This is a genomic window from Streptomyces sp. 6N223, assembly GCF_052246635.1.
Classification (GTDB): Bacteria; Actinomycetota; Actinomycetes; order Streptomycetales; family Streptomycetaceae; genus Streptomyces.
Genome location: NZ_JBQQCA010000029.1, coordinates 1 through 23,022 on the forward strand (window position 1 = coordinate 1; position 23,022 = coordinate 23,022).

Annotated in this window: 20 protein-coding genes; 11 read left to right on the forward strand and 9 right to left on the reverse strand. The window is 69.0% G+C overall.

Features of this window, described 5'->3' with window-relative positions:
• The 4 genes from ACTWQH_RS18715 to ACTWQH_RS18730 form a co-directional block, all read right to left on the reverse strand.
• The coding region (locus ACTWQH_RS18715) for an AMP-binding protein (protein ID WP_443287757.1) at positions 1–634 on the reverse strand (634 nt) is incomplete at its 3' end.
• A 70-nt stretch (positions 635–704) separates the two neighbouring features.
• Positions 705–2,111 carry a hypothetical protein gene (locus ACTWQH_RS18720; protein WP_443287758.1) on the reverse strand — a complete coding sequence of 469 codons (1,407 nt, stop codon included), beginning with the start codon at positions 2,109–2,111 and terminating at the stop codon, positions 705–707.
• Between the two features lie 333 nt (positions 2,112–2,444).
• Entirely contained in the window at positions 2,445–4,397 is a 1,953-nt protein-coding gene (locus ACTWQH_RS18725) for an OmpL47-type beta-barrel domain-containing protein (protein WP_443287759.1), read from the reverse strand.
• A gap of 53 nt (positions 4,398–4,450) precedes the next feature.
• Positions 4,451–6,874: a ThuA domain-containing protein gene (locus ACTWQH_RS18730; protein ID WP_443287760.1), complete on the reverse strand. Its 2,424-nt coding sequence runs from the start codon at positions 6,872–6,874 to the stop codon at positions 4,451–4,453.
• 197 nt (positions 6,875–7,071) lie between these two features.
• Between ACTWQH_RS18730 and ACTWQH_RS18735 the strand changes: the two genes are divergently transcribed.
• Positions 7,072–8,043, forward strand: a complete 972-nt coding sequence (locus ACTWQH_RS18735) for a multicopper oxidase domain-containing protein (RefSeq protein ID WP_443287761.1) — start codon at positions 7,072–7,074, stop codon at positions 8,041–8,043.
• Between the two features lie 350 nt (positions 8,044–8,393).
• On the opposite strand, the gene ACTWQH_RS18740 is transcribed toward ACTWQH_RS18735, so the two are convergent.
• Positions 8,394–9,392, reverse strand: a complete 999-nt coding sequence (locus ACTWQH_RS18740; RefSeq protein WP_443287762.1) for a helix-turn-helix transcriptional regulator — start codon at positions 9,390–9,392, stop codon at positions 8,394–8,396.
• Positions 9,393–9,518: 126 nt separating this feature from the next.
• Between ACTWQH_RS18740 and ACTWQH_RS18745 the strand changes: the two genes are divergently transcribed.
• Both ACTWQH_RS18745 and ACTWQH_RS18750 read left to right on the forward strand, forming a co-directional pair.
• Complete coding sequence (locus tag ACTWQH_RS18745) at positions 9,519–9,980, forward strand: VOC family protein (RefSeq protein ID WP_443287763.1); 462 nt, start codon at positions 9,519–9,521, stop codon at positions 9,978–9,980.
• A 593-nt stretch (positions 9,981–10,573) separates the two neighbouring features.
• Positions 10,574–11,248, forward strand: a complete 675-nt coding sequence (locus ACTWQH_RS18750) for a calcium-binding protein (protein WP_443287764.1) — start codon at positions 10,574–10,576, stop codon at positions 11,246–11,248.
• A 121-nt stretch (positions 11,249–11,369) separates the two neighbouring features.
• Here ACTWQH_RS18750 and ACTWQH_RS18755 read toward each other — a convergent pair whose 3' ends face one another.
• Both ACTWQH_RS18755 and ACTWQH_RS18760 read right to left on the reverse strand, forming a co-directional pair.
• Positions 11,370–11,915 (reverse strand): DUF2231 domain-containing protein, encoded by a 546-nt coding sequence (locus tag ACTWQH_RS18755; RefSeq protein ID WP_443287765.1) that lies wholly within the window; start codon positions 11,913–11,915, stop codon positions 11,370–11,372.
• Between the two features lie 404 nt (positions 11,916–12,319).
• Positions 12,320–13,201 (reverse strand): SAM-dependent methyltransferase, encoded by an 882-nt coding sequence (locus ACTWQH_RS18760; protein ID WP_443287766.1) that lies wholly within the window; start codon positions 13,199–13,201, stop codon positions 12,320–12,322.
• A 367-nt stretch (positions 13,202–13,568) separates the two neighbouring features.
• Between ACTWQH_RS18760 and ACTWQH_RS18765 the strand changes: the two genes are divergently transcribed.
• On the forward strand, positions 13,569–13,841 hold the full coding sequence (locus ACTWQH_RS18765; RefSeq protein WP_443287767.1) for a hypothetical protein: 273 nt from the start codon (positions 13,569–13,571) through the stop codon (positions 13,839–13,841).
• Between the two features lie 311 nt (positions 13,842–14,152).
• Positions 14,153–15,283, forward strand: coding sequence for a lipid II:glycine glycyltransferase FemX (locus ACTWQH_RS18770; RefSeq protein ID WP_443287768.1), 1,131 nt, complete (start codon positions 14,153–14,155; stop codon positions 15,281–15,283).
• A 571-nt stretch (positions 15,284–15,854) separates the two neighbouring features.
• Here the strand turns inward: ACTWQH_RS18770 and ACTWQH_RS18775 are convergent.
• Both ACTWQH_RS18775 and ACTWQH_RS18780 read right to left on the reverse strand, forming a co-directional pair.
• Positions 15,855–17,210, reverse strand: coding sequence for a UDP-N-acetylmuramoyl-tripeptide--D-alanyl-D-alanine ligase (locus ACTWQH_RS18775; protein WP_443287769.1), 1,356 nt, complete (start codon positions 17,208–17,210; stop codon positions 15,855–15,857).
• Between the two features lie 184 nt (positions 17,211–17,394).
• A complete protein-coding gene (locus tag ACTWQH_RS18780) occupies positions 17,395–17,571 on the reverse strand; it encodes a hypothetical protein (protein WP_443287770.1) in 177 nt (58 codons plus the stop codon).
• 124 nt (positions 17,572–17,695) lie between these two features.
• Between ACTWQH_RS18780 and ACTWQH_RS18785 the strand changes: the two genes are divergently transcribed.
• The 6 genes from ACTWQH_RS18785 to ACTWQH_RS18810 all read left to right on the forward strand — a co-directional run bounded on the left by ACTWQH_RS18785 (position 17,696) and on the right by ACTWQH_RS18810 (position 23,003).
• Positions 17,696–17,896: a hypothetical protein gene (locus tag ACTWQH_RS18785; protein ID WP_443287771.1), complete on the forward strand. Its 201-nt coding sequence runs from the start codon at positions 17,696–17,698 to the stop codon at positions 17,894–17,896.
• Positions 17,897–18,189: 293 nt separating this feature from the next.
• On the forward strand, positions 18,190–19,146 hold the full coding sequence (gene vanH, locus ACTWQH_RS18790; protein WP_443287830.1) for a D-lactate dehydrogenase VanH: 957 nt from the start codon (positions 18,190–18,192) through the stop codon (positions 19,144–19,146).
• On the forward strand, positions 19,139–20,179 hold the full coding sequence (gene vanA-Sc, locus ACTWQH_RS18795) for a D-alanine--(R)-lactate ligase VanA-Sc (protein ID WP_443287772.1): 1,041 nt from the start codon (positions 19,139–19,141) through the stop codon (positions 20,177–20,179). The genes vanH and vanA-Sc overlap by 8 nt, the downstream gene beginning before the upstream one ends.
• Positions 20,176–20,784, forward strand: a complete 609-nt coding sequence (gene vanX, locus ACTWQH_RS18800) for a D-Ala-D-Ala dipeptidase VanX (protein WP_443287773.1) — start codon at positions 20,176–20,178, stop codon at positions 20,782–20,784. The genes vanA-Sc and vanX overlap by 4 nt, the downstream gene beginning before the upstream one ends.
• A 760-nt stretch (positions 20,785–21,544) precedes the next feature.
• Complete coding sequence (locus ACTWQH_RS18805; protein WP_443287774.1) at positions 21,545–22,108, forward strand: DJ-1/PfpI family protein; 564 nt, start codon at positions 21,545–21,547, stop codon at positions 22,106–22,108.
• Positions 22,109–22,118: 10 nt separating this feature from the next.
• Entirely contained in the window at positions 22,119–23,003 is an 885-nt protein-coding gene (locus ACTWQH_RS18810) for an alpha/beta fold hydrolase (protein WP_443287775.1), read from the forward strand.
• Positions 23,004–23,022: the final 19 nt, after the last annotated feature.

Sequence of the window (23,022 nt, forward strand, 5' to 3'; positions counted from 1 at the left end):
CCACATCCGCCCGGCCGATCAGCGTCTCCCCAAAACCCACCAACCCCGCATGAGTAACCGAAACACCCTTCGGCCGCCCCGTCGAACCCGACGTGTAAATCACATACGCCGGACGCGCCGGATCCAGGCGCACGCTGGGATTCGTCGCAAGGCTCGCCCGCAATGACGCGTGGGTCTCGGGAGCGTCGATCGCGACCGTGGCCCCGGCGGGGTCGCCGGAGAGGCCGAGGGGCGTGCCCGAGCTGGTCAGGATCAGCTCGGGCCCCGCGTCCTCGGCGATATACCGGATCCGCTCCGCCGGGTACGCCGGGTCGATCGGCAGATACGCAGCCCCCGCCTTCACGATCCCCAGCACCACCGCCACCTGCTCCGCGCAGCGCGGCATGGCCACCCCGACCACCCGCTCCGGACCGATACCCCGGCCCATCAGCCAGTGGGCGATCCGGTTGGCCCGCTCGTTCAGCTCGCCATAGCTCCAGGCCACCCCCTCCGACTCCACCGCCGGCGCGGCAGGCGCCGCCATCACCTGCGCCTCGAACAGCTCCGGCAGCGTCGCAGGCCGGATGCCCTCATCACGGGCCGGGGACTCATCGGGCGGAAGATCGGCGGCTGACGATTCGCGAGGGTGAGACATGAAGACACTCCATCGAAGCTGAAATGGTGAGGCCGGTGGCAGGGAGAAGGGGAGGGGGACCCGATTCCTGCTAGACGTCGCGGCGTGGGGGCTTCGTGAAGGGGGTTGGCTGGGAGAAGAAGCTGCGGCGTTCCTGCACGTCCCGGAAGTTGGCCTGCGTGGTCTGGCCGGTCACGGCGAGCAGCAGCGTGTCCGACGAGTCGGGGCTGTCGAGGTAGTCGGCCAGCGGGCCGGTGGCGCTCGTCGGCACCCGGAGGTACTGGTTGTGGCGGCTCATGGGATCGGCCGACACGGCGTTGTCGCGCATCTTGCGGACGGTGCGGATGGCGTCGGGTGCGCCCGTGAGGGACTTGGTCTCCTGCCCGCCGAGGTTGTTCCGGGGGAGGTGGAGGTGCATGTCGCGCCAGGCGAAGATGAAGATGCGGAGGTTTGCCGCGTGCTGCCGCAGGCGCGGCAGGAAGGGGTCGCCGGATCCGGCCGGCTTGTCCGCGAGCGGTGCCAGGGCCTCTACCAACTGCTCGTACAGGTCGGTGAAGAGGTGGAAGCGCATGCTGACCGAGTGGCTGCCGCTGGTCAGGCCGAGGTTCTCGCGGATCTGGTGGTAGTCGTGGGTGCTCAGGTTGTCGACGATCGGCGGCAGGCATGCCTCGATCGGGTCGAACAGCTCCGTGGCGCCGTCGAGCGTCTGGACCGCGGCGGCGATGTCGCCGCCGCGCGTGGCGCGGATGGCTGTCTCTATGCGGTCGTTGATCTCCCGCACCAGGAGTTCGGGGATCTGGTGGAGGGCACGGAACTGGGTGAAGTAGGTGTGGCCGCTGAGCTGGTGCTCGTCCACGGCGTGCCGGAGGTTGGCCGAGGAGAGGATCCGTTCGGGGTCGACGCCGGGCGCCGGGTGTGCGGCTCCGGCGAGGTTGGCGCTCCACACGCGGGCGTCGTGGTTGGCGATGCGGGCGCAGTGCAGGACCGCGAACCAGGGGTCTTCCAGGGAGCGTTCGCCTATCGCCGCATGCAGGTCGACCTTGCCCTCGTCGGCGAGGCGCGAGAGCACCTCGTCGAAGCGGCGGAGCGCGGGCAGGAAGTCGCTGAAGCCGGGCGTCGTGTCGGCGGCCCAGCGTGGCGCGTCTCCGGGCCAGTCGGCGCTGACGCGGAGTGAGGCGAGGCTGAGGCGGACGAGCACGCGGTGGAAGCTGCGTACCCAGTGGAGGAGCGTCACGCCGCGTTCGACGTCGCCCTCGCTCAGGCAGTCGCTGGCGCGGGTGAGGAGGTCGGTGAGGTTGTGGAGGGCGATCTCCGTGGACTGGTAGAGCCCGACGAGCAGCGCCTCCTTGGTGCCGGGTTCGGCGATCATGGATTCGCGAGCGGCTTCGATGGAGCTGAGGCTCTGCAGCGAGTAGTAGTGCTCGGCGATGACGCCACGCTCGTTGCGCATCGGGGTGGCGGCTGCGTTGTCGGACTCGGAGGCGGGCTTCGCTGACACGGTTTTCCCCCTTGGTCGAGAGGACTCGGCGGATGTACGCCCGCTTCGGGGCGGGACGACCGTCCCGTGGCCTCTCCCCCACCTGCTGAAGCAGGCGTTGCGCGCCGATTGCCTCGGTTAGAGCATGTATCCACTGTGTATACAAACCCTTATGTGAACCTTGCGTGACCTCGTGCCCGCCAGAATTCGGCAATCAAGCGATAGCTGGATGTAATCTGTGCATCACATATCGTCGGGTGCTGGTCGCAGCCCGAACCGGCCCCGCCGCGGTGCGCGGCGGGGCCGGTTGCGCGTTGTCGTGCCGTGTAGCCGTCCGTCCGGTCGGCCGGCTGACTACAGCGGCTTGATGCGGATGTCGCGGTAGGAGATCACGTCGGCGGCGCTGTGGGTCTGCAGCCCGATGTAGCCGCTGGCGTGCTGGCGCCCGTCGGTGCCGGGGTCGTCCGCGCGTGGCGGGGAGAAGAGCTGGCCGGGGGCGTTCTCGAACTCGTTGATCAGCACGCCGTTGCGGTAGACGTAGTAGTGCTGGTCGATCACCCGGATCTCCAGGTCGTTCCACACGCCTCCGGGCGTGGTCATGGCCTCTCCCCGGGTGACGAGGTCGAATCCGTAGATCGACCCGGTCTTGTACTGGTCGCCCGCGGCGTCGTCGTATATCTGCACCTCGTGGCCGTACGTGATGGCCACCCACTCCGGCCGGGGCTCCTCCGGGTGGCCGTGCACCCGGGGGAAGCGGACGAAGACTCCGCTGTTGGCGCGGTGGTCGCCGCTCGCGTCGTCGCGGAACTTCAGGCGCAGCGAGAAGTCGCCGTATCGCTGCTCGGGGAACCACAGCATGCCCAGGCCGTCGGCCGTGGGGCTGCTGGTGATGGATCCGTCCTCGTTCAATCCGAAGGCTCCGCCGCCGACGTGGGCCCAGCGGTCGAGGGACTGGGCGGTCCCGGTGAATATCCGCTCGTAGCCGTTCTGGTTGCCGGGCTCGCCGATGTCGGAGCGGTCGGCGGCCTCGATGATCGCGGTGCGGCCGGCGGTGTCGATCACCCCGTCGGCGAGCAGCGGCTCGGTCACCTCGCGCACGTGGGTGAGGAAGGAGCCGTGGGAGGACCAGGCGGCCTCGTCCTCGATGCGCTCGTTGGCCGTGCAGCCGTCCGGGCCGCTGCGGTTGGGCACGCCGGTGTGCTCGTCGCCGACCATGACGAGCGGGCGGTCGTCGGACTCGGGGCAGTCCGCCGGCGGCGGGTCGCCGCCGTCCTCGACGATGGTGAAGGTGACCGTCTCCGCCTCGGAGGAGTTCCCGGCGTTGTCCGTGGCGCGGTAGCTCACCGTGTAGTCGCCGACGCTGTGGAGCATCACCGGCAGGGTGTACTCGGTGAACGCCCCGCCGTTCAGGGCGTATTCGATGGTGTCCACGCCGGATCCGGCGTCGGTCGCGGTGAGGGTGACGGTGGCCATGCCGAGGTAGTCGCCGGCGTCGTTCCGCTCGCCGTCGACGGTGGCGGAAGCCTCCGGGGGCGTGGTGTCCTCGCCGGAGGGCTGGACCACCTCGACAGTGACTGTCTGTTCGTCCGAGGCGTTGCCGGCCTTGTCGAACGCCCGGTGGGTCACGGTGTGGGTGCCCGCGGTGTTCAGCAGGATCGGCGCCTCGTAGGGGGCGAAGTCGCCGTCGTCCACGGCGTATTCGATGCGGTCGACGCCGGAGCCGGCGTCGGTCGCGCTCAGGATCACCGTGGCGCTGCCGACATACTGGCCGGCGTCGTTCTGGTCGCCGTCGACGGTCGCGGAGACCTCCGGCGGCGTGGTGTCCTCGCCTCCCCCGCCCTCGGTGACGACGAGCTCGCCCTGCATCTGGCCGTGGCCGGGGATGGAGCAGAAGTAATGGTAGACCCCCGGAGTGAGGGTGACCGTCTCCTCGTGGCGTCCGCCGTTGGTGTCGTCGGGCGAGGCGGCGATGTTGACGTCGACGTCGTCGTTGTATTCCGGGTCGGTGGTCGTGAAGGTCAGGGTGTGCAGCATGCCGGTGGTGTTGCCGGTGGCCACGCTGTTCTCGAAGACGATGGTGGCCTCGCCGGCGACCGCGGTGGCCGGGGCCGACTTGTAGCGGGTGGTGTCGCTGTCGGCGGTCCACGTCAGCGTCTGCTGGGCCGCGGCGCGGGGGGCGCCGCCGTCGGACGGGGTCCGTGCCTGGGCGGACGGCAGGAGCGTCTGGTGGAGGGCCGCAAGGCACAGGACGACCAGCAGGGCCATCAGGCGCCGCGTCGTTCGCGTGGTGGGTGCGCTTCGGGTCATCGCTCGCGTCATCGCTCGTTCCACCCTTCCTTGACGTCGTGGGTCGTGGGGATTCACGGGCGGGCCAGGTCGGCGGGCAGCGGGGTGGGGGGTCCGCCGTGGTAGGTGACGCGCCACAGCGCGGACGCGGCGTCGGCGGTGAAGAAGCCGCGGCCGTAGTCCAGGACGTACAGGGATCCGTCGGGGGCGAACTTCCAGTCCATCAGGTTGCGGATGCCACCCTCGCCGGCCGGGACGATCTGGTCGAGGCTCTCGGCGTGGACGGGGAGGCCGCCGTCGGCGGCGTTGCCGGGGTCCATCGTGACGGCGTGGCGCGGCTGTCCCTCGTCGTAGAAGTCGCCGACGAACCACTTGCCGTCCCAGTACTCGGGCCACCGGCCCTGGCCCGCTCCGCCGCCGCCGGTGTCGTCGTAGCGGTAGACCGGGCCGGTGATCGCGGCCTGGGCGCCGCCGGTGAGCCAGGGCAGGCGCAGGGTCTGGTCGGCCGGGCGGTAGCTGGGGATGCCGTCGGCGTCGCGCGGGTAGTCCGGGGCGCCGCCCTGCGGCGCGTACCAGATGTTGTTCGGCGAGACGGGCGGCACCTGGGTCAGCCCGTCGTTGTGCGGCGAGGAGTTCACCGGCTGCTCGCAGTCGTACCAGCCCAGCGGCTGCTCGGGGTTGGGGAGGTTGCGGTCGCGGTAGGGCTGGTTGTTGCCCATGCAGTACGGCCAGCCGCGGTTGCTCGCCTCGGTGATGACGGCGAAGCTGTCGTACTTCGCCGGGCCCCAGGTGGTGCTGGGCTCGGCGGCGTCCGGCCCGACCCATCCGGCGTACAGCCAGTCCGTCTCCGGGTCGATCGCGATGCGCGCGGGGTTGCGCACGCCCATCACGTAGATCTCCGGCCGCGTCAGGCCGCCTCCCTCCTCCTGGCCGGTGAAGAGGTTGCCCTCGGGGATGGTGTATGTCCCGTCGTCCTCGGGGTGGATACGCAGGATCTTGCCGTTGAGGTTGTTGGTGTTGCCTGCGGTGCGGCGCGCGTCGGCGAACGCGGTGCCCTGGAAGGTGGGTTCCGGGTTGTTCCCCGAATAGCCGTCGCTGAAGCCGGAGGAGTTGTTGTCCCCGGTGGCGATGTAGAGGTTGCCCTCGGAGTCGAAGTCCATGCCGCCGCCGGCGTGGCAGCAGCTGTGTATCTGCACCGGCCAGGAGAGCAGCACCTTCTCGGAGGACGGGTTGAGCCTTCCGGTGGCCGGATCGAGGGTGAAGCGGGAGACCCGGCGTTGCGCCATGTGCGTCTCGCGATTGATCTCCGAGTGCGGCGTGTAGTGCAGGTAGATCCAGTTGTTGTCGAGGAAGCCGGGGTCGAGCGCGATGCCCAGGAGGCCCTCCTCGTTCTTCACCAGCTCCTCGCCGCCGCCCTTGTTGCCGAACACCTCAAGGGTGCCGACGCGCGTGACGTCGCCGGTGGCGGGGTCGTACATGTGGATGGTGCCGCCGCCGAGCCCGATCTGCGGGTTGTTCCAGTCGGTGACGACGGGCGCGGTGGGCCAGCGTCCGCCGCGCCCGATGTAGTAGACGCGGCCGTCCTGCGCGATGTCGAGGCCGTGCGGCTCGCCGATCTGGTCCAGGGCGTCGGGCTGGTTGGGCTGGGTGAGGCGTTCGGCCTGGTAGTTGCCGGTGATGGTGGCCTGGCAGTCGGCGCGGGTCAGGCGGCTGGTCCACAGCAGCGCGCCGCGCAGGTGCTCGCGGAAGTTCTCCTCGGCGAAGCTCTGCGCCGTGCCGCCCATGCCGGTGTAGAAGGACCGGCCGCCGTCGTAGTCCCGGCACCAGGAGATGGGGTGGTCCCAGCCCTCGGCGCCCTCACCCGGGGCGTAGGTGCTCTCCCGGACGCGGGCCACGGTGTGCACCTGGCCGCTGGGGCTGTTCTCCCAGTTGAACCAGACGTCGCGGCGGGTCCACTCCAGCGGCAGGCTGAAGGTCGCGGGGTGGAGGCGGTCGCCGACCTCGACCACGGCCGTCTGGGCCTGGGCGGGGCCGGACGCCTCGGGGCGGGCGCCGATGAGGCCGGTGAACCAGGTGGAGGCGGGCTGTGCCCGGGCCGCGTCGTGCAGGCCGGCGAAGCCGCCGCCGGAGCGTATGTAGTTCTGGAGGGCCGACTCCTGGCGGTCGTTCAGCACCTCGCCGGTGGCGGAGAGGAACACGACGGCGTTGTAGTCGAGCAGGTCGGTGGGGTTGAACGCCGTGGGGTCGCTGGTCGTCTCTACCTGGAAGTGCTGCTCGGCCGGGCCGGTGTCCGACAGGGCCTCGATGGCCTCGACACCGGCCTGGGTCCGCTCCGCCGGCGCGTCGGCGTCGTGGAAGACCAGGATCCGGGCGTCGGCGCTGCCGGGAATCGCGTCGGTGTCGGCGCGCGCGGCGGCGTGCGTCCCCGTCCCGGCCAGCAGCGTCGTCGTCAGCATCGTGGTCGCGGCCAGCGCGACCGCCCATGACTTGCGGCCCATCACTCTTGCCCCGCTTCCTCGCGGACGACAGCAGAAAACGCCAGCAAGGTAGAGCACTTTCCCCAACACGCCAATGCCTTTTACCGTGGATCCACAACCTTTGCCCCGTGGGTGGCGAAACTCTTGGCATGGCCATACCATGACGCGGACTCAGAGGCGCCAGTGATCCGCGAGCCAGGAGCGAGGAGGACGCACCCGTGGGCCGACCAGGCTTCTCCCGGCGATCGTTCACCGGCAGGGCCGCGGCGGCGGCGTTCGCTCCCGCGGGCCTCGTCGCGGCCGCCGGGGCCGCCGAGGCCACGACAGGTGCGGCGGCCGCGGCGGCCACCCGGGCCAACGCCGACCGGCGCCAGGCCGAGATCCGCCGCATCACCCTGTACGCCGAGCCGCTCCCCGACGGTCAGATGGGCTACGGCCTCGAACCCGGCGAAGCGAGCATTCCCGGCCCCCTGCTGGAGATGTACGAGGGCGACACCCTGCAGATCGACCTGGTCAACAACCTCGACGAGCCCGTCAGCCTGCACGTCCACGGCGTGGACTACGCCATCGACAGCGACGGCACCGCGCACACCGACAGCACCGTGCCGCCCGGGGAGACCCGGCTGTACACCTGGCACACCCACGAGCCGGGCCGACGCGCCGACGGCACCTGGTCGCCCGGCAGCGCCGGCTACTGGCACTACCACGACCACGTCGTCGGCACCGACCACGGCACCGTCGGCGTGCGGAACGGCCTGTACGGGCCGTTGGTCGTCCGCCGCCGGGGCGATGTGCTGCCGGACAGGCAGTTCACGATCGTCTTCAACGACATGATGATCAACAACCGGCCGGCGGACGATCCCCCGCAATTCACCGCGAAGCTCGGCGAGCGCTGCGAGATCATCATGATCACGCACGGCGAGTACTACCACACCTTCCACGTGCACGGTCACCGCTGGGCGGACAACCGCACCGGCATGCTGACCGGCCCCGACGACCCGAGCCCGATCATCGACAACAAGATCACCGGACCGGGCGATTCGTTCGGCTTCCAGGTGATCGCCGGCGAACACGTCGGCCCCGGCCACTGGATGTACCACTGCCACGTCCAGAGCCACTCGGACATGGGGATGGCCGGTATCTTCACCGTGACCCGCCAGGACGGCTCGGTGCCCGGCGATCCGCACTAGATCACGGCCCGGACCTGCTCGGCTCAGGGTCCAGGGCCGAAGTTCGCGTTCCGCCCCGGAGGCGCGCTCGATCACCGTGGCGCGCTCCGGGTCCGCGCCGACACCCCGCCGACTCCGCGATCAACGCGATCAACGCGATCAACGCGATCAACGCGATCGTCACCGGCCTCGACGCACCAGGCCGCCCGGACTCCCCGCCCACGGGAACACCCCCTCCCCCGCCAGCTACGAACCTCTGCCCGAACCAACCCCGTTCTGGCACCCCAGAAACCGACGGCCACCGGCAGAAACCCTGAGGGCTGCAGAAAGTCTCCGACGTCTGCTTACGACGCCTTCCAGCGCGGCGTGGCTCATCGCTCCTCCCCGTCCGGCACCGGTGGGATCGTCGCGCCGGCCGACAGAAGTCGCTCCGCCAGCACCCGGCAGCGCGTGCCGAGTTCCGGAGGGTCGACAACCTCGAAGTCGTGCCCCAGCAGGAGCACGTGCATGAGCACGAAGTCGAGGCTGCCGGCGCCGCTGACCACCTCGCAGCGCTCGCTCCCCCGCCGCCGGACGACGGCCGCCGACGCCGGGATCTGCGCGCGCACCGTGTCGGCCGACGCGTGCACGAGGAAGCGCGCCTGGTGCGGATAGACCCGGCTCGCCACGCCCTCCTGCACGTGCGTCGCCGCGTCGGGCGCCGCGCGCGGGCGGAAGCGCCAGGCCCGTGCGGACACCTCGGTCATCCGGTCGACACGGAAGCTGCGCCAGTCGTCGCGGTCGAGGTCGTAGGCGAGGAGGTACCAGCGCCGGTCGGAGGCGACCAGGCGGTAGGGCTCGACGCGCCGCCGTCGCACCTCGTTCCCGGACGGGTAGTCGAAGCCGGCCTCCACCTCGTCGCGGCAGGCTCGCGCCAGCGTCATGAGCACCCCGGGGTCGACCGGCGTGCGGCCTCCGCCGAAGAAATCCACCGAGCCGGAGAGCGCGCGCACCTCGTGCCGCAGCCGGGTGGGCAGCACCCGGTCGAGCTTGGCCAGCGCCCGGAGTGCGGCGTCGCCGGCGCCGGCGACCGCGCCGCCCGCGCCGGCGAGCAGGGAGACGGCGGTGGCGGTCGCCTCCTCGTCGTCGAGAAGCAGCGGCGGAAGGTCCTGCCCCGGGCCGAGCCGGTAGCCGCCGCCGATCCCCTGGCTGGCATGTACCGGATAGCCGAGCGTGCGCAGCCGCTCGACATCGCGCCGTATCGTGCGCGGCGTGACCCCGAGCCGGTCGGCGAGCTCGGGGCCGGTCCAGACCCGCCGCTGCTGCAGCAGCCCGAGCAGGGTGAGGACCCGCTCCGTCGTACCCCGCTCGTGGCCGTTTGCTGCGTCCATGCCGCCCACCCTGCCAGAGATGCGGACCGATTCTGTCCGCTGGAGGTGTCAGGGTGGCTCCATGGACGCGGACGAACTCGACCGAGGTCTGCCTGCACACGAGACCCGCTACGAACGGAGCAGCCGATGAGCCGCCACATCCAGGTCACCTTCGACGCCCACGACCCGCGGGCGCTGTCGTCCTTCTGGCGCGACGTACTGGGCTACGTCCACCCCGCCCCGCCCGGAGTCGACCTGCCCGAGGGTGCCGACCCGATGGCCGCCTGGGACGACTTTCTCGCGCGGGTCGGCGTACCAGAGGAGGAGCGCAACACGAAATCGGCCATCGAGGACCCGGACGGGCACGGACCGCGGCTGTTCTTCCAGCAGGTGCCGGAGGACAAGGTCGTCAAGAACCGCGTCCACCTCGACGTCCGGGCGGCTCCCGGGCTGCAGGGAGATCAGCGGATGGCGGCGCTGGAGGCCGAGTGCGACCGGCTCGTCGCGCTGGGAGCGACGCGGGTACGTCGCTTCGAGCCCGATCCTCCGATGGACGGGGGCTTCATCGTGATGACCGACCCCGAGGGCAACGAGTTCTGCCTGGACTGACGCGGCTGCGGACGCGGCTACTGTCGCGGCTCAGGAACGCCGGATCGACTCGCGCCCCGCGCGCCGCAACCTTTGGCTCCGGCTGCCCGTCATCTCAGCGGGCGGCTTGGCGCGTCGGTCACACGATGCGGAGGGCTGGGACATCGCAACCACAGGGCACCAAGAGCCATCAGCGGAGACATGCGAAGGTCCCTCACCGCCCCGGGAGGCGTTCGCCTCGCAGGCGCGGGCACCGTTTCGTGGGCGCCTCCGGCGTCGGCCCAGGAGACGCCGGCCCCACGCGCCTGACGTGGACGGTCACCGCCACCGCTGACGATCCGCCCATCGCGTCCGCCGCGCCGCAGGGCGTGGACGACGCGCGGACGCGGCGTCAGATGCTCGCGCCTGGCGATCCCCGCGTCGCCGTGCCGACCGGCACTTGCGACGTTGTCCCGTGGCACGGGTGCCGCGAACAGCCGCCGCAACGGGACCCGCGCCGGTGACGACGTGCCCTACGCGCGTGCGTGCGTGCGTGCGCGACCACCCAAGACGCCGCATGACGATCAACCGAGACGAAGGGACACTCATGCGAAAGTACGTGACCCTCCTCGGCGTTGCCACCCTGGCAGGCACGAGCGTCGTCCTGTGGCCGGCACCCGCGTCGGCCCAGCAGGGGGCCCGGGTCCTATGTCGAGGAAGGCGCGCTGAACGCCGCCCTCCCGGACGTCGTCTACGTGGCCGGCAGCGGCGAGACGAACGAGGTCACCGTCGCCACCGGCGCGAACGACACCGAGTTCGTCATCGACGACACCATCCCCATCGAGGCCGGCCAGAACTGCACCCACCCCGACGCGGCCGACCTCACCCGGGTGACCTGCACCGTGGAGACCACGGACCCCAACCTCATGAACCTCGACGTCACCCTGGGCGACATGGATGACACCCTCGACGCCCGCAGCCCCGAGGAGCAGCACGCAGAGGGCGGGCCCGGCAACGACGTGCTCGACGCCACCTCCACCACCACCGGACAGGCCGCCGGCCTGCTGGGCGGCCCGGGCTCCGACACCATCCACTCCCACGGCGGCTACGACGTCATCTACGGCGAGGACAGCTACTTCGGCGACGGCCAGGCCGACGAGATACACGCCGGAGGCGGCGACGACCTGGTCTACGGCGAGGGCGGCGACGACGTGATCCACGGCGACGACGGGGACGACACCCTCTACGGCGGCTCCGGCACCGACCAGATCGACGGCGGCCCCGGCACCGACGACGAAGTCCAGGACTGAACGCCACACCGCACGGCCCGCCCCTGTCGGCCACCCACCGGCAGGGGCCACCACCCACCCCGCCGCACGAACCCGGGGTCGTACGCCGTCACCCCCGGCGCACCGGGCGGCGGCAAGCGCGTCAGGCCGAGCCGTCTCCCCGCCCTTCCCCGCCGGGGAGGAATCCCTCGATCTGCGTCTCCTCATCGGCGACGCGCACGCCGTAGTGGTAGGCGAGCATCCCGCCCAGCGCCCCCGAGACGCCCAGGACCGCCAGGCCCGCCGCGCTGAGGACGACCTGTCCCGGCTCGACGCTGCCCGACGGCCCCTCCCCCGCCTGCCGCCACAGGAAGTTGACCGCGTAGGCGGCCGTCACCAGCAGGTTCAGCGTCATGTGGAGCAGGCCCACGCGGAAGGCGCGGGTGCCGGCCGGAATGGCGAGGAGATCCAGAAGGCCGACCAGCGCCGCCGCCACCGCTCCGATCGCGCCGACCGCGATCAGCCACATCGCCCCTCGGGAGAGGAAACCGGGGTCGTCCGCGACATGAGAGGCGATGTCGAAGACGAAACTGGCGATCCAGGCGCCGATCGGCACCGTGACCAGGATCGGATGGAACGGGTGCCCGTACGGACCGGCGAGCACGGCGTTGACCGGCTGCTTCGCCCTCCGATGCAACGGCTCGGCCATGGCGACCGCCTTTCCATGTCTCTGGCGCGTCAGTGGTATGCCTTACGCGCGCGCCTGCATGAATCCGCTGCCGAGTACCCGGATCCGCGTCGTCGACGGCCCGGACTGCGACATCCCTCACGTCGTCACGGATAGCGAGCATTCGCTTACCAGGTGTCGCAGCCTCGAACCGTCGCCGCTGCTGCGGCAGAGCGGCAGCAGCGTCCCCCAGCACGGCGTCGCGGTGTCGATCAGGGCGATGCCTGACCATGCCCAGACCACAGGGCTGGGCGGATCGACCAGAACGGGCGATATCCACGGCTGTGAGGCTGGTGGCTCCGGTCGTCCGTGGGGGCGGAGGAGACGGAGATGATGCCCGTCGGGCGGCGGGCCGGGACGTCCTCGGCCCCGGCCACGCGGCCAGGCTACGGCTTGCGCGCCATGCCGCCGAGGAAGAGCAGCCCGCTCTTGTCCAGCGGCTCGGTGACCGGCTTGTCGGGCCGCCACAGCGGAGCCGGCACCACACCGGGCTCCAGCAGCTCGAAGCCGTCGAAGAACGCCGTGATCTCCGCCTCGCTGCGCAACTGCCCCCTGCCCAGGGCCCGGATGAGGTTCTCCTCCATGGCACGTGCCTCGGGGAAGGCGTTCGAGAAGTGGCTGACGAAGAGATAACTGCCCGGGGCGAGCCGGTCCTTGTAGGCATTGACGACGCCGAAGGGGTCCTCCTCGTCCAGCACGTGGTGCACGATGGCCAGCAGCACCAGGGCGATCGGGCGGGAGAAGTCGAGAAATCCGTCGATCTCGGGATGGTCCAGTATTCCCGGCGGGTCCAGGAGATCGGCGGTGACCACCTTGGTGGACGCGTTGGTCGCCAGCAGCGCCTGCCCGTGGGCGAGCACGATGGGATCGTTGTCCACGTACACCACGCGGGCGTCGGGGTTGACGGCCTGGGCGACCTGGTGGGTGTTCTGCACGGTCGGCAGGCCCGAGCCGATGTCCAGGAACTGGTCGATGCCCTGCTCGGCGAGGTACCGCACACCGCGGATCAGCAGGCGCCGGTTCACCCGGGCCCCCTCCGTGGCCACCCCCGGCACGATCTTCAGCGCCTCCTCGATCACGGCCCGGTCCACGGCGTAGTTGTCCTTGCCGCCGAGGGCCGCGTCGTAGACCCGGGCGATGCTGGGCTTGGAGGTGTCGATCTCAGGTGGCGGGGGCACCTCGGGCCCCGACGTGGCCCAGGTCCAGTCGTAGGCGTCGTCGCCGTCTCCGGCCTCAGGGCTCCCGTCCGACGCCCAACCTGCGGCCATGTGACGTCAACTCCTCTCGCGGAACTATCATTTCTGCTCAGAGATGCGCTGACGGCAGTCTGTCACAGGTTCGTCCAGCCGACTCGGCGTCCGGCGTGCACGATCCCGGTTCCACTCGCGGTAGGGCGTCGCCTGAGACGTCGCGGAGGCCGTGCCCTGGGGCTCAGCCAGGGAACGGCGGGCGTCACGCGAGATGTCAGGACCCGTCGGGCCTGTAGAAGTGGAACCGGATCTCCGAAAGGCTGAGCCGGCGGTCGTGGACGCGGATCCGCCGGAACGAGGCCCGCTCCGGCAGCCGCGTCTCGTACCACCGCGCAGCTCCAGCGCTCGGCCGCGAGGGTGTCGGTATATCGGTAGAGGTGGCGCGGTGTCGCCGTCGAACGCCTCCCAACCGTTCGGGGCCGCCTTGGCGCCTGTGCCGGGCCACCATCGCCTGCGTGACCGGGAAGGCCGTCAGCAGCGTCTCGATCGGCACCAGCAGGTCGTATGCCGCGTACACCTCGTCGATCAGCGCCTCATGATCTCCGTCTCGGCCGACATCATCACCGCGTCGGCCGAGACCCGGGTGGCGCCGGACCCCGGCGCATATCGTCGGCATATCGAAAATCGCATACGCGCCGGCAACACCACGCTGCCTTGACTGGAGGCATGTCCGACAGCGAACCGGCACGAACAGCAGCCCCGTCTCTGGCGTCCTCGTCCTCCACGTCCTCCTCGGCCGCCCGGCGCTCCCTCGGGCAGGACGGTGTGCAGTGCTCTGCTCGTGCTGTAGGCCGGGCTGCTAGTTCCAGGGGGGAGGCACCCTCATCGTCGGGTGGCCTTGGTACCGGGACGTGCCTGCCGGTCCGCCCACTGATCGGGGTGCACCAGCACCCTGTCCGAGAACGCTGAAATGAGGATGGCGGACCAGTGAGCCGAACTGCGCACCACCGAGGGGCTAGGGTCTCGGGTGTGAGTCTGACCGTCGGGCCGATCAGCGCCGCCAAGCACTTGGCGTTCGTGCAGACACAGCGGTCGGTCAGCTTCCTGCAGACCCCGGCATGGGGCCGCGTCAAGACCGAGTGGCGCAGCGAGTCCCTCGGCTGGTACGACGGCCGGCAGATGGTCGGTGCCGGGCTCGTCCTGCACCGCCCGGTGCCGCGGCTCGATCGCTTCACGCTGGCCTACCTGCCCGAGGGCCCGGTCATCGACTGGACCGGCGAGATCGACGCGTGGCTCGACCCGCTGGCGGCCTATCTCAAGGCGCACGGCGCGTTCGCGATCCGGCTCGGCCCGCCGGTGCCCACGAAAACCTGGAGCGCCGCCCAGGTCAAGGAGGGCGTCGCCGACCCGGGCATCAAGCGGCTCACCGAGATGCCCGGCCAGCAGGCCGACCCGGTGGGCGCCCGCGTGACCAGCCAGCTCAGGGACGCCGGCTGGCTGCCGCAGAGCCCGGAGGACGGCTTCGGGGTCGGGCACCCGCAGTTCAAGTATGAGATTCCGCTGGCCGGCAGGACCGAGGAGGACCTGCTCAGGGGCATGAACCAGCTCTGGCGCCGCAACATCAAGAAGGCGGCCAAGGAGGGCGTTCAGGTCACGGTCGGTGAGGACTTGAAGGCGTTCCACGACCTCTACGTCCACACCGCCGAACGCGACCGGTTCACGCCCCGGCCGTTGCGCTACTTCGAGACCATGTTCGCGGCGATGAGCGCCGAGGATCCCGAGCGGATCAAGCTCTACCTGGCCCGCCACCAGGGCGACCTGGTCGCCGCCACCATCCTGGTCCGCGTCGGCGCCCACGCGGTGTACTCCTACGGCGCCTCCTCCACGGAGAAGCGCGAGGTGCGCGGCTCCAACGCCTGCCAGTGGGCGATGATCCGCGACTCGCTGGCGGCCGGCTGCGACGTCTACGACCTGCGCGGCATCACCCCCACCCTCGACGCGGACGACCCGCACGTCGGGCTGATCCAGTTCAAGGTCGGCACCGGCGGCCAGGCGGTGAGGTACGTCGGCGAGTGGGACCTGCCGCTGCGGCCGATGGTCTACCGGGGCTTCGACCTCTACATGAGGCGGCGCGGGTCCATGAGGCGGCGCGGGCGATGAGCCCGGACTCATGTGGACGGCGACCGCTGGCGCGCCCACCTGCGCGAGGTCGCCGACCAGACGCCCGGCCTGGTGCCGGTCGCCAAGGGCAACGGCTAGGGCCTCCGCCGACCCGGCCCGGCCCGGCCGGCCCGGCCGACGCGCCGACTGGCTGAAGGCCGACGCGCTCGCGGTCGGCGGCTACGAGGAACTGCCCGGGGTCGCCCAGCGCTACGACGGCGGCCTGCCCGTCCTTGCCCCCCTGGCACCCGTGGACGGCGCCGCTCGACCGGCGGCCGCACGGCAGGGTGGTCCACACCGACTCCCCCCGAGGATCTGACACTCCTGCTGGCCCCGGCGGCCCGGCGGCCCGGCGCACGGTCGTGCTGGCGCGGCTCACCTCGACGCGGCGCCACGCCCGGCGGGAGGGCGTGGTGCGGCACCTCCCGATGGGCCGGTGCCGGCAAGGGGGCGACCTCATCCAGGATCCTGACCACGTCGTCGAGCGTCCACTCCGCCACCGGGGCCTTCGGCGCTGTGCGGTCTTCGGGCAGCGGCCCCCGAACGGCACGGCGACGCGGATCTTTCTGGCTCACCCCGCCAACTCAGTGAGCGCGGCGGCGACCTCGTCGAGGCGCCCCCCGCGGGAGGCTTTGACGAGCACCACATCGCCGGCGGCGAGGTGGCCGCGCAGCCAGTCGACGGCCGCGTCGTTGTCGGCCAGCGCCACCGCACGATCTCCCGCGCCGTCGGCGATCGGCCGGGCGGCGTCGCCGACCGCGGCCACCACGTCGGCCCGGGAGGCGGCGTACTCGCCGACGGCGCGGTGCTCGGCCTCGCTGTCGTCGCCGAGCTCGCGCATCTCGCCGAGGACGGCGATGCGGCGCATGCCCTCGATCGCCGCCAGCGCGTCGAGGGCGGCGCGGGTCGAGTCGGGGTTGGCGTTGTAGGAGTCGTTGAGCAGCGTCGCGCCGCCGGCGAGGTCGCGCAGCTCCATGCGCCACTTCGACAGCGAGGCGGTGGCCAGCGCCGCCGCGGTCACGTCGAGGGGTACGCCGGCCGCCAGCCCCGCCGCCGCGGCAGCCGACGCGTTGATCGCCTGGTGGGCGCCCACGAGCGGCAGCGCGACGGGAGCCGAGGCGCCGGCGGACCGCAGCGTGAAGGACGGCCGCCCGAGCCGGTCCAGCGCCAGGTCGAGCGCCCGCACGTCGGCGTGCTCCGCCCGGCCGAAGGTCAGCACCGGGCCGTCGGTGAGCGAGCGCATCGCGATCACCCGGGGATCGTCGGCGTTGAGGACGGCGGTGCCGGCGGGCGCCAGCCCCTGCACCAGCTCGCCCTTGGTCCCGGCGATGGCCTGGCGCGACCCGAACTTGCCGATGTGGGCCTGGCCGACGTTGAGTACGACGCCGATGTCGGGTGCGACCAGGCCGGTGAGTTCGGCGATGTCGCCGATGTGGCTGGCTCCCATCTCGAGGACGAGGAACCGGGTGGCCGCGTCGGCGCGCAGCATGGTGAGTGGCACGCCGAGCCCGTTGTTGAGCGTGCCGATCGTGGCGATCGTCGGCGCGGCGCTCGACAGGACGGCCGCCAGCAGGTCCTTGGTGCCGGTCTTGCCCTGGGAGCCGGTCAGCGCGACGACGGTCAGTCCGTCGCGCAGCCGGGCCACGACGTGGGCGGCGAGCGCCTGCAGCGCGGCCTGGGCGTCCTCGACGACGACGGTGGGCAGCGGCGTGGGTCGGGAGCCGAGCACGGCCACCGCGCCGGCCCGGCCGGCCTGGTCGGCGTAGTCGTGGCCATCGACGTGCTCGCCGGCGAAGGCGACGAAGAGGCCGCCCGGCTCGGCCTGCCGGCCGTCGAGCACGGCCGGCGCGGTCACCGTCACGGCGCCGTCGCCCTCGACCGTCCCGCCGACGACCGTGGCGATCTCGCCGAGGCTCAGCGGGATCATGCCCGGGCGGCGCGAGGGCCGGCGAGCGGGAGCAGGCTGACGAGGGCTGGTTCGCTGTGGGTCATGCCTTCAGTCAAGGCAGCGCGGCGTTGCCAGCACGTATGGTGTTTTTGATATGCCGACAATATGCTACCGGTCGGTCACATCGACAGCATACGTGTGTTGATCGTCGAGGACGAAGGCTCTACTCATGGAGCCGCACGCCCTCGTAGTCGGCGATCAACGCCTCAACCTCGGCCGGGGACAGGCACCGTTGGATGCAGCGCAGCTCGCGGATGACGTCGACCGGGTTCTGGTCGGACGCGACGCACGCGATGCCACCGTGGGCCCGGCTTCGGCAGCAGTACACGGACACGGACACGGTCGCCCCACCCGCCGCTGCCGCCGCCGGCGGCGGCGAAGGCGCCTCGGGCCCGCGTAAGCGATGTGCGACAGCGGTCGACGGCAAGACCCTGCGCGGCTCACGCACAGCTCAGACCCGCGCCGTGCACGTGCTCGCCGCCAGCTTGGACACCACCCGCACCACCTCGCCGAACACATCCGCGACCACTCGGGGCATCGAGGCCCTGCACCCCCAACGCAACGTCACTATCGGCGAGGACGCCTCGGAGATCCACACCGGCAGCCCTCGCGTCATGGCCGGCCTGCGCAACACCGCCCTCGGCCTCGCAGACCTCGTCGGCTGACCCAAATCGCCTCGGCCGTCGATCGCTACCGGTCGCTCATGGATCCAGGATCTGAGAAGGATCACGCCGTGGGTGGGTGAGGGCGGTGCGGCTCTCTGAGCAGGGGCTCGACCTCGACGATCAGCACACGCATCCCCCCGATACTACCCCCTAGTAACATATTGTCGGTATATCGAAAAACACATACGTGCTGGCAACACCATGCCGCCTTGACTTGAGGCATGACCGACAGCAAACCAGCACGAACGGCGGCCCGCCGCACCCGATCGCTGGAGTCCTCGTCCGTCCCAACAATGGGAATCACAATTTATGGATGCGGGCAGGACGAGGCCGCTTTGTTCCGGGAGATGGCGCCTCGCTTCGGCATAGTGCCAACCATCACAGAAGCAGCGGCATCTGAAGCCAATATTGATCTGGCATTCGGAAACCGGTGCATCAGCGTCGGCCATAAAACGCAGATCACAAATCCTACTCTTCTTGCGCTCAGTCAAGTCGGCGTAAGGTACGTCTCCACAAGGAGTATTGGGCATAACCATCTCGATGCACAATACGCGGAGAGCGTCGGCATTTCCGTTGAGAATGTCGCCTATTCGCCCGATAGCGTGGCTGACTACACACTGATGCTCATGCTGATGGCGGTGCGAAATACACAATCCATCATCCGCCGCGTAGATAGTCATGATTACAGATTGAATGATGTATGCGGGAAAGAACTACGCGATCTGACCATTGGGGTAATTGGAACAGGACGCATCGGCGCAGCAGTCATGGACAGGCTGCACGGTTTCGGCTGCCGAATACTGGCCCATGACAGTCGTCAGAAGACCGCCGCCGATTACGTTCCTCTCGATGAATTGCTACAGCTGAGCGACATTGTAACGCTGCATACACCGCTTAACGCGGATACACACCATCTCCTGAATCGTCAACGTATCGATCAGATGAAGCACGGCGCGTTCGTCATCAATACTGGACGCGGTTCACTTCTTGATACCGAGGCCCTTATTCCAGCATTGGAAAGCGGCAGATTGGGCGGCGCGGCGTTGGATGTCCTCGAAGGAGAGGAAGGAATATTCTACGCCGACTGCAGAAACAAACCCATTGAGAGCAAACTGTTGCGGCTACAAAAACTGCCGAATGCGCTCATCACTCCGCACACGGCCTATTACACAGACCACGCCCTGAGCGACATTGTTGAAAACTCTATTACCAACTGCCTGACATTTGAAAGGAGAAATCAGCATGGATAGACTGAAGGTCGGAATCATATTCGGGGGCTGCTCCGAAGAACATCCCGTCTCCGTCAAATCTGCCGAAGAGATCGCAAGAAACCTCGATACAGAAAAGTATGAACCGTTCTACATCGGGATCACGAAGAGCGGTGCCTGGCGGCTCTGTGACGGCCCCGACGCAAATTGGGAGAACGGCAATTGCCGTCCGGCCGTGCTGTCACCGGACAGAAGCGTGCAGGGATTGCTTGTCCTGGAGCAGGGACGATACGGAATGATCGGTTTGGACATCGTGTTGCCCGTTCTGCACGGGAAACTCGGCGAGGATGGTGCGATACAGGGTTTGCTGGAGCTCTCCGGCATCCCCTACGTAGGCTGCGACGTCCAAAGTTCTGCCCTGTGCATGGACAAATCCCTTACTTACCTCGTCGCCAGAAGCGCCGGAATTGATACGCCCAATTTCTGGACCATCACGGCGAACGAGAATATTGATGCCACCCGGCTTACGTATCCCGTCTTTGTAAAGCCGGCCCGTTCGGGGTCATCTTTCGGCGTCAGTAAGGTATCTCGAAAAGAAGAGCTGCCGAGTGCGGTGGAAACCGCAAGACAGTATGACCCGAAGGTGCTGATTGAAGAGGCTGTCGTCGGCAGCGAGGTCGGATGTGCCATATTGGGGAACGACCTGGACTTGATTGCAGGCGAGGTAGACCGGATCTCTCTATCTCATGGCTTTTTCAGAATCCATCAGGAGATTGATCCTGAAAGCGGTTCGGAAAACTCAACTCCAATCGTTCCCGCTGACATTTCGGCAGAGTCACGCTCGCTCGTTCAGGACACAGCAAAGGCTGCATATCGCGCTTTGGGATGCAGGGGACTATCGCGGGTGGACATGTTCCTCAAGGAAGATGGAACGGTGGTCCTCAACGAGGTCAATACTTTCCCTGGGATGACCCCATACAGTCGTTATCCGCGAATGATGGCAGCCGCAGGCTTGCCGCTTGCAGAAGTGATCGACCGGACGGTGTCGTTGACATTGAAAGGAAAGGTCCGATGAATGATGACTTTGTCTTTGTAGACGAGTTTGTACCCGGCGTACGTTGGGATGCCAAGTACGCCACATGGGACAACTTTACCGGCAAACCGGTGGAGGGATACCTGGCCAATCGAATTGTCGGCACGAGGGACTTGTGCGCAGCACTGGAAAGAGCGCGAGAAGAGGCCGCATCCCTTGGCTTTGGCTTGCTCCTGTGGGACGGCTATCGCCCTCAACGCGCCGTAGATTGCTTCCTGCGCTGGTCAAAACAACCGGAGGATGGCCGGACGAAATTACGACACTATCCGAATATTGACAGAGCGGAGATGTTCGAATATGGATACGTGGCCGCCAAGTCAGGCCACAGTCGGGGCAGCACCGTTGACCTGACGCTCTATCACTTGGCTACCGGTGAACTTGCTCCCATGGGCGGTGACCACGACCTGATGGATTCAATCTCACATCATGGAGCAGAAGGAATCACGCAAGTCGAAGCGAGAAACCGCCAACACCTCTGTTCCATCATGGAGGCCTGCGGTTTTAGCCCATACGATTGCGAATGGTGGCATTACTCGCTCAAAGACGAACCTTATCCAGACACCTATTTTGACTTTCCCATCACCTGAGGGTTGTCCGGAAGTGGTCTTGGTGGGTTGGGTGGTAAGCGTGAGATCTGCTGCGGCGCGGCGGGTCAACCGGTGATGGTGAGGTTGTGAAGGCGGGCGATGTCAGCCATGGCTTCGGCGACTCCCTCGCCGCGGAGGCGGCAGTCGCGCAGCATTAGTTCTTCGACCTCGCGGCCACGTTGTGGTCCCTGGTCGGACCAGAGTGCCGTCGACGGCGAGGACCGTTTTCGGGCGCCTAGCGCTTCCGGAGCCGCGACGCGAGCTTCGGCCCCAGGCTGTCGCCTTCCTTGGCGCTTGCCCGCCAGGGTCGGGCCTTGATGAGGGCGATGTCGAACTCGGGCGCGTCCCGATCCAGCTCGCGGTGATCAACTCGGTCTGCTCGTCCGCTCGGGCCGGCACCGTCCCCTCCGGCCCGATCAGCGCGGAGTCGAGCAGGTACGAGGTCCGCATCGGGTTGGACATGGCGAGCCAGTAGTTGTTGATCGCCGCGTGTGCTCGGGCCTTGACCTCGAAGACGGTCGCCTGGACCCCAGGGGGTGGCCGTGACGTTGTTCGTCGGCCCCACCGTGTCGGCTCCAGCTGGCCCCGGTTTGAGGAGATTCGGTGTGTGTGGGACGTTGAGAAGTGGCCCCGGTTTCTGGCGTGTTGTGGCTCGCTCTGTGTCTTGCAGTGAGCCAGGGCTTGCCGTACGTTCCCTCCCAAAGAACACCGGCGATAGGACGTGCGCGCGCGATCAGGGCTGCCGAGAACCGGAGGAACGATGAAGAAAGTGCTTGTGCTCGTCGGCGACGCAGCCGAGGAGCTGGACGCGATGTACCCGATCTTCCGCATGCGCGAGGCGGGCTTCCAGGTGGACGTCGCGGCGTTGACGCGTCGGGACGTGCAGCTGGTGATCCACGACTTCGAGCCGGAGTCGGACGCCTACACGGAGAAGAACGGGCGCAAGCTTCCCGTCGACCTGGCCTTCTCGGAGGTCGATCCGACGGGGTACGCGGGCTTGATCATCCCCGGTGGTCGCGCTCCTGAGTACATCCGCGTCGACGCCGATGTCCGTCGCATCACGGAGTACTTCTTCGCCCAGGACCTGCCCGTAGGCACGGTGTGCCACGGACCGCAGGTGCCTGCGGCGTACGGCCTCCTGAAGGGTCGCAAGACGGCTGCGTTCGGGCCTTTGGCCGTTGACATGGAGATCGCCGGCGCGACGGTCGTCGACGAGCCCGACGTCGTCGACGGGAACATGGTCTCCTGCCGGGGCTGGCCAGACCTGCCGGAGTGGTCGCGGGCGTTCGTGTCGGTCCTCGAGCGCTCCAGCGCCCCTGCCTGACCGCCGTCGCGTGAGCTTTCCCGTGGGTGGCGCGCGCCCGGACGTCGCGAGGACGACGCGCCCCGACATCGAGGGACGGACGGTCCGGGTCGCCGGGCGGGAGACCTTTGTGCGCGAGGCGGGTTCCGGCCCGGCCGTCGTCCTGCTGCACGGCTCCGGCGCGGGCACCACGGGCGCGGCCTGGGAGCCTCTCATGGCTGCGATGGCGCCCGACTTCCGCGTCATCGCGCCCGACTTCGTCGGCTTCGGCCGGAGCAGGCTGCTCCCAGGTTCGGGGTCCGACGGGGAGCACTCCTACGGCCGCCGCGTGTGGACGGCGCAGGTCCTGGAGCTCCTGGACGAGCTGGCGCTGGACCGCTGCGCCGTCGTTGGTAACTCCATGGGCGGCGCCATCGCACTGTCGGTGGCCCACGCCCGGCCGCGGACGGTCACCCGACTGGTGGGGATCGGCACCCTCGGGCTCGACATGCCGTTACCGCCGGGTCTGGACCAGCTCTGGGCGTACCGGCCCGGGCGCGCGGCGGCCCGCGGGCTCCTTGAGCTGCTGCACGTCGACGAGGCGTTCCGCACCGACGAGGCCGTCGAGGCGCGGCTGGCCGCCACGCTCGAGCCGGGTCCGCGCGAGGCGTTCGCCGTCATGTTCCGGCCGCCGCGCGAGCGATGGGTTCGTGACCTCGCGCTGACCACCGACGAGCTGGCGCAGATCCGGGCGCCCACGCTCCTGGTGCACGGCGCGGAGGATCGCGTCGTGCCGCTGGAGTCCAGCACCCTGCGACTTCTCCACCTGCTGCCCGATGTGAGGGCGCACGTGTTCGGGGCGTGCGGCCACGCGTCACCGGCCGAACGACCGACGGAGCTGCACCGGCTCCTGACGACCTTCCTGGAGGAGCCATAGACGACTTTGCGATCCTGCG

Excerpts from the sequence above, each read along its gene's own strand:
- ACTWQH_RS18805 (WP_443287774.1), top strand. The coding sequence starts at position 21,545 with ATGAAGAAAGTGCTTGTGCTCGTCGGCGACGCAGCCGAGGAGCTGGAC.
- ACTWQH_RS18740 (WP_443287762.1), bottom strand. The coding sequence starts at position 9,392 with ATGGACGCAGCAAACGGCCACGAGCGGGGTACGACGGAGCGGGTCCTC.
- ACTWQH_RS18725 (WP_443287759.1), bottom strand. The coding sequence starts at position 4,397 with ATGACCCGAAGCGCACCCACCACGCGAACGACGCGGCGCCTGATGGCC.
- vanH (WP_443287830.1), top strand. The coding sequence starts at position 18,190 with ATGGGAATCACAATTTATGGATGCGGGCAGGACGAGGCCGCTTTGTTC.
- ACTWQH_RS18730 (WP_443287760.1), bottom strand. The coding sequence starts at position 6,874 with ATGGGCCGCAAGTCATGGGCGGTCGCGCTGGCCGCGACCACGATGCTG.
- ACTWQH_RS18755 (WP_443287765.1), bottom strand. The coding sequence starts at position 11,915 with ATGGCCGAGCCGTTGCATCGGAGGGCGAAGCAGCCGGTCAACGCCGTG.
- ACTWQH_RS18745 (WP_443287763.1), top strand. The coding sequence starts at position 9,519 with ATGAGCCGCCACATCCAGGTCACCTTCGACGCCCACGACCCGCGGGCG.
- ACTWQH_RS18775 (WP_443287769.1), bottom strand. The coding sequence starts at position 17,210 with ATGATCCCGCTGAGCCTCGGCGAGATCGCCACGGTCGTCGGCGGGACG.
- vanX (WP_443287773.1), top strand. The coding sequence starts at position 20,176 with ATGAATGATGACTTTGTCTTTGTAGACGAGTTTGTACCCGGCGTACGT.
- vanA-Sc (WP_443287772.1), top strand. The coding sequence starts at position 19,139 with ATGGATAGACTGAAGGTCGGAATCATATTCGGGGGCTGCTCCGAAGAA.
- ACTWQH_RS18760 (WP_443287766.1), bottom strand. The coding sequence starts at position 13,201 with ATGGCCGCAGGTTGGGCGTCGGACGGGAGCCCTGAGGCCGGAGACGGC.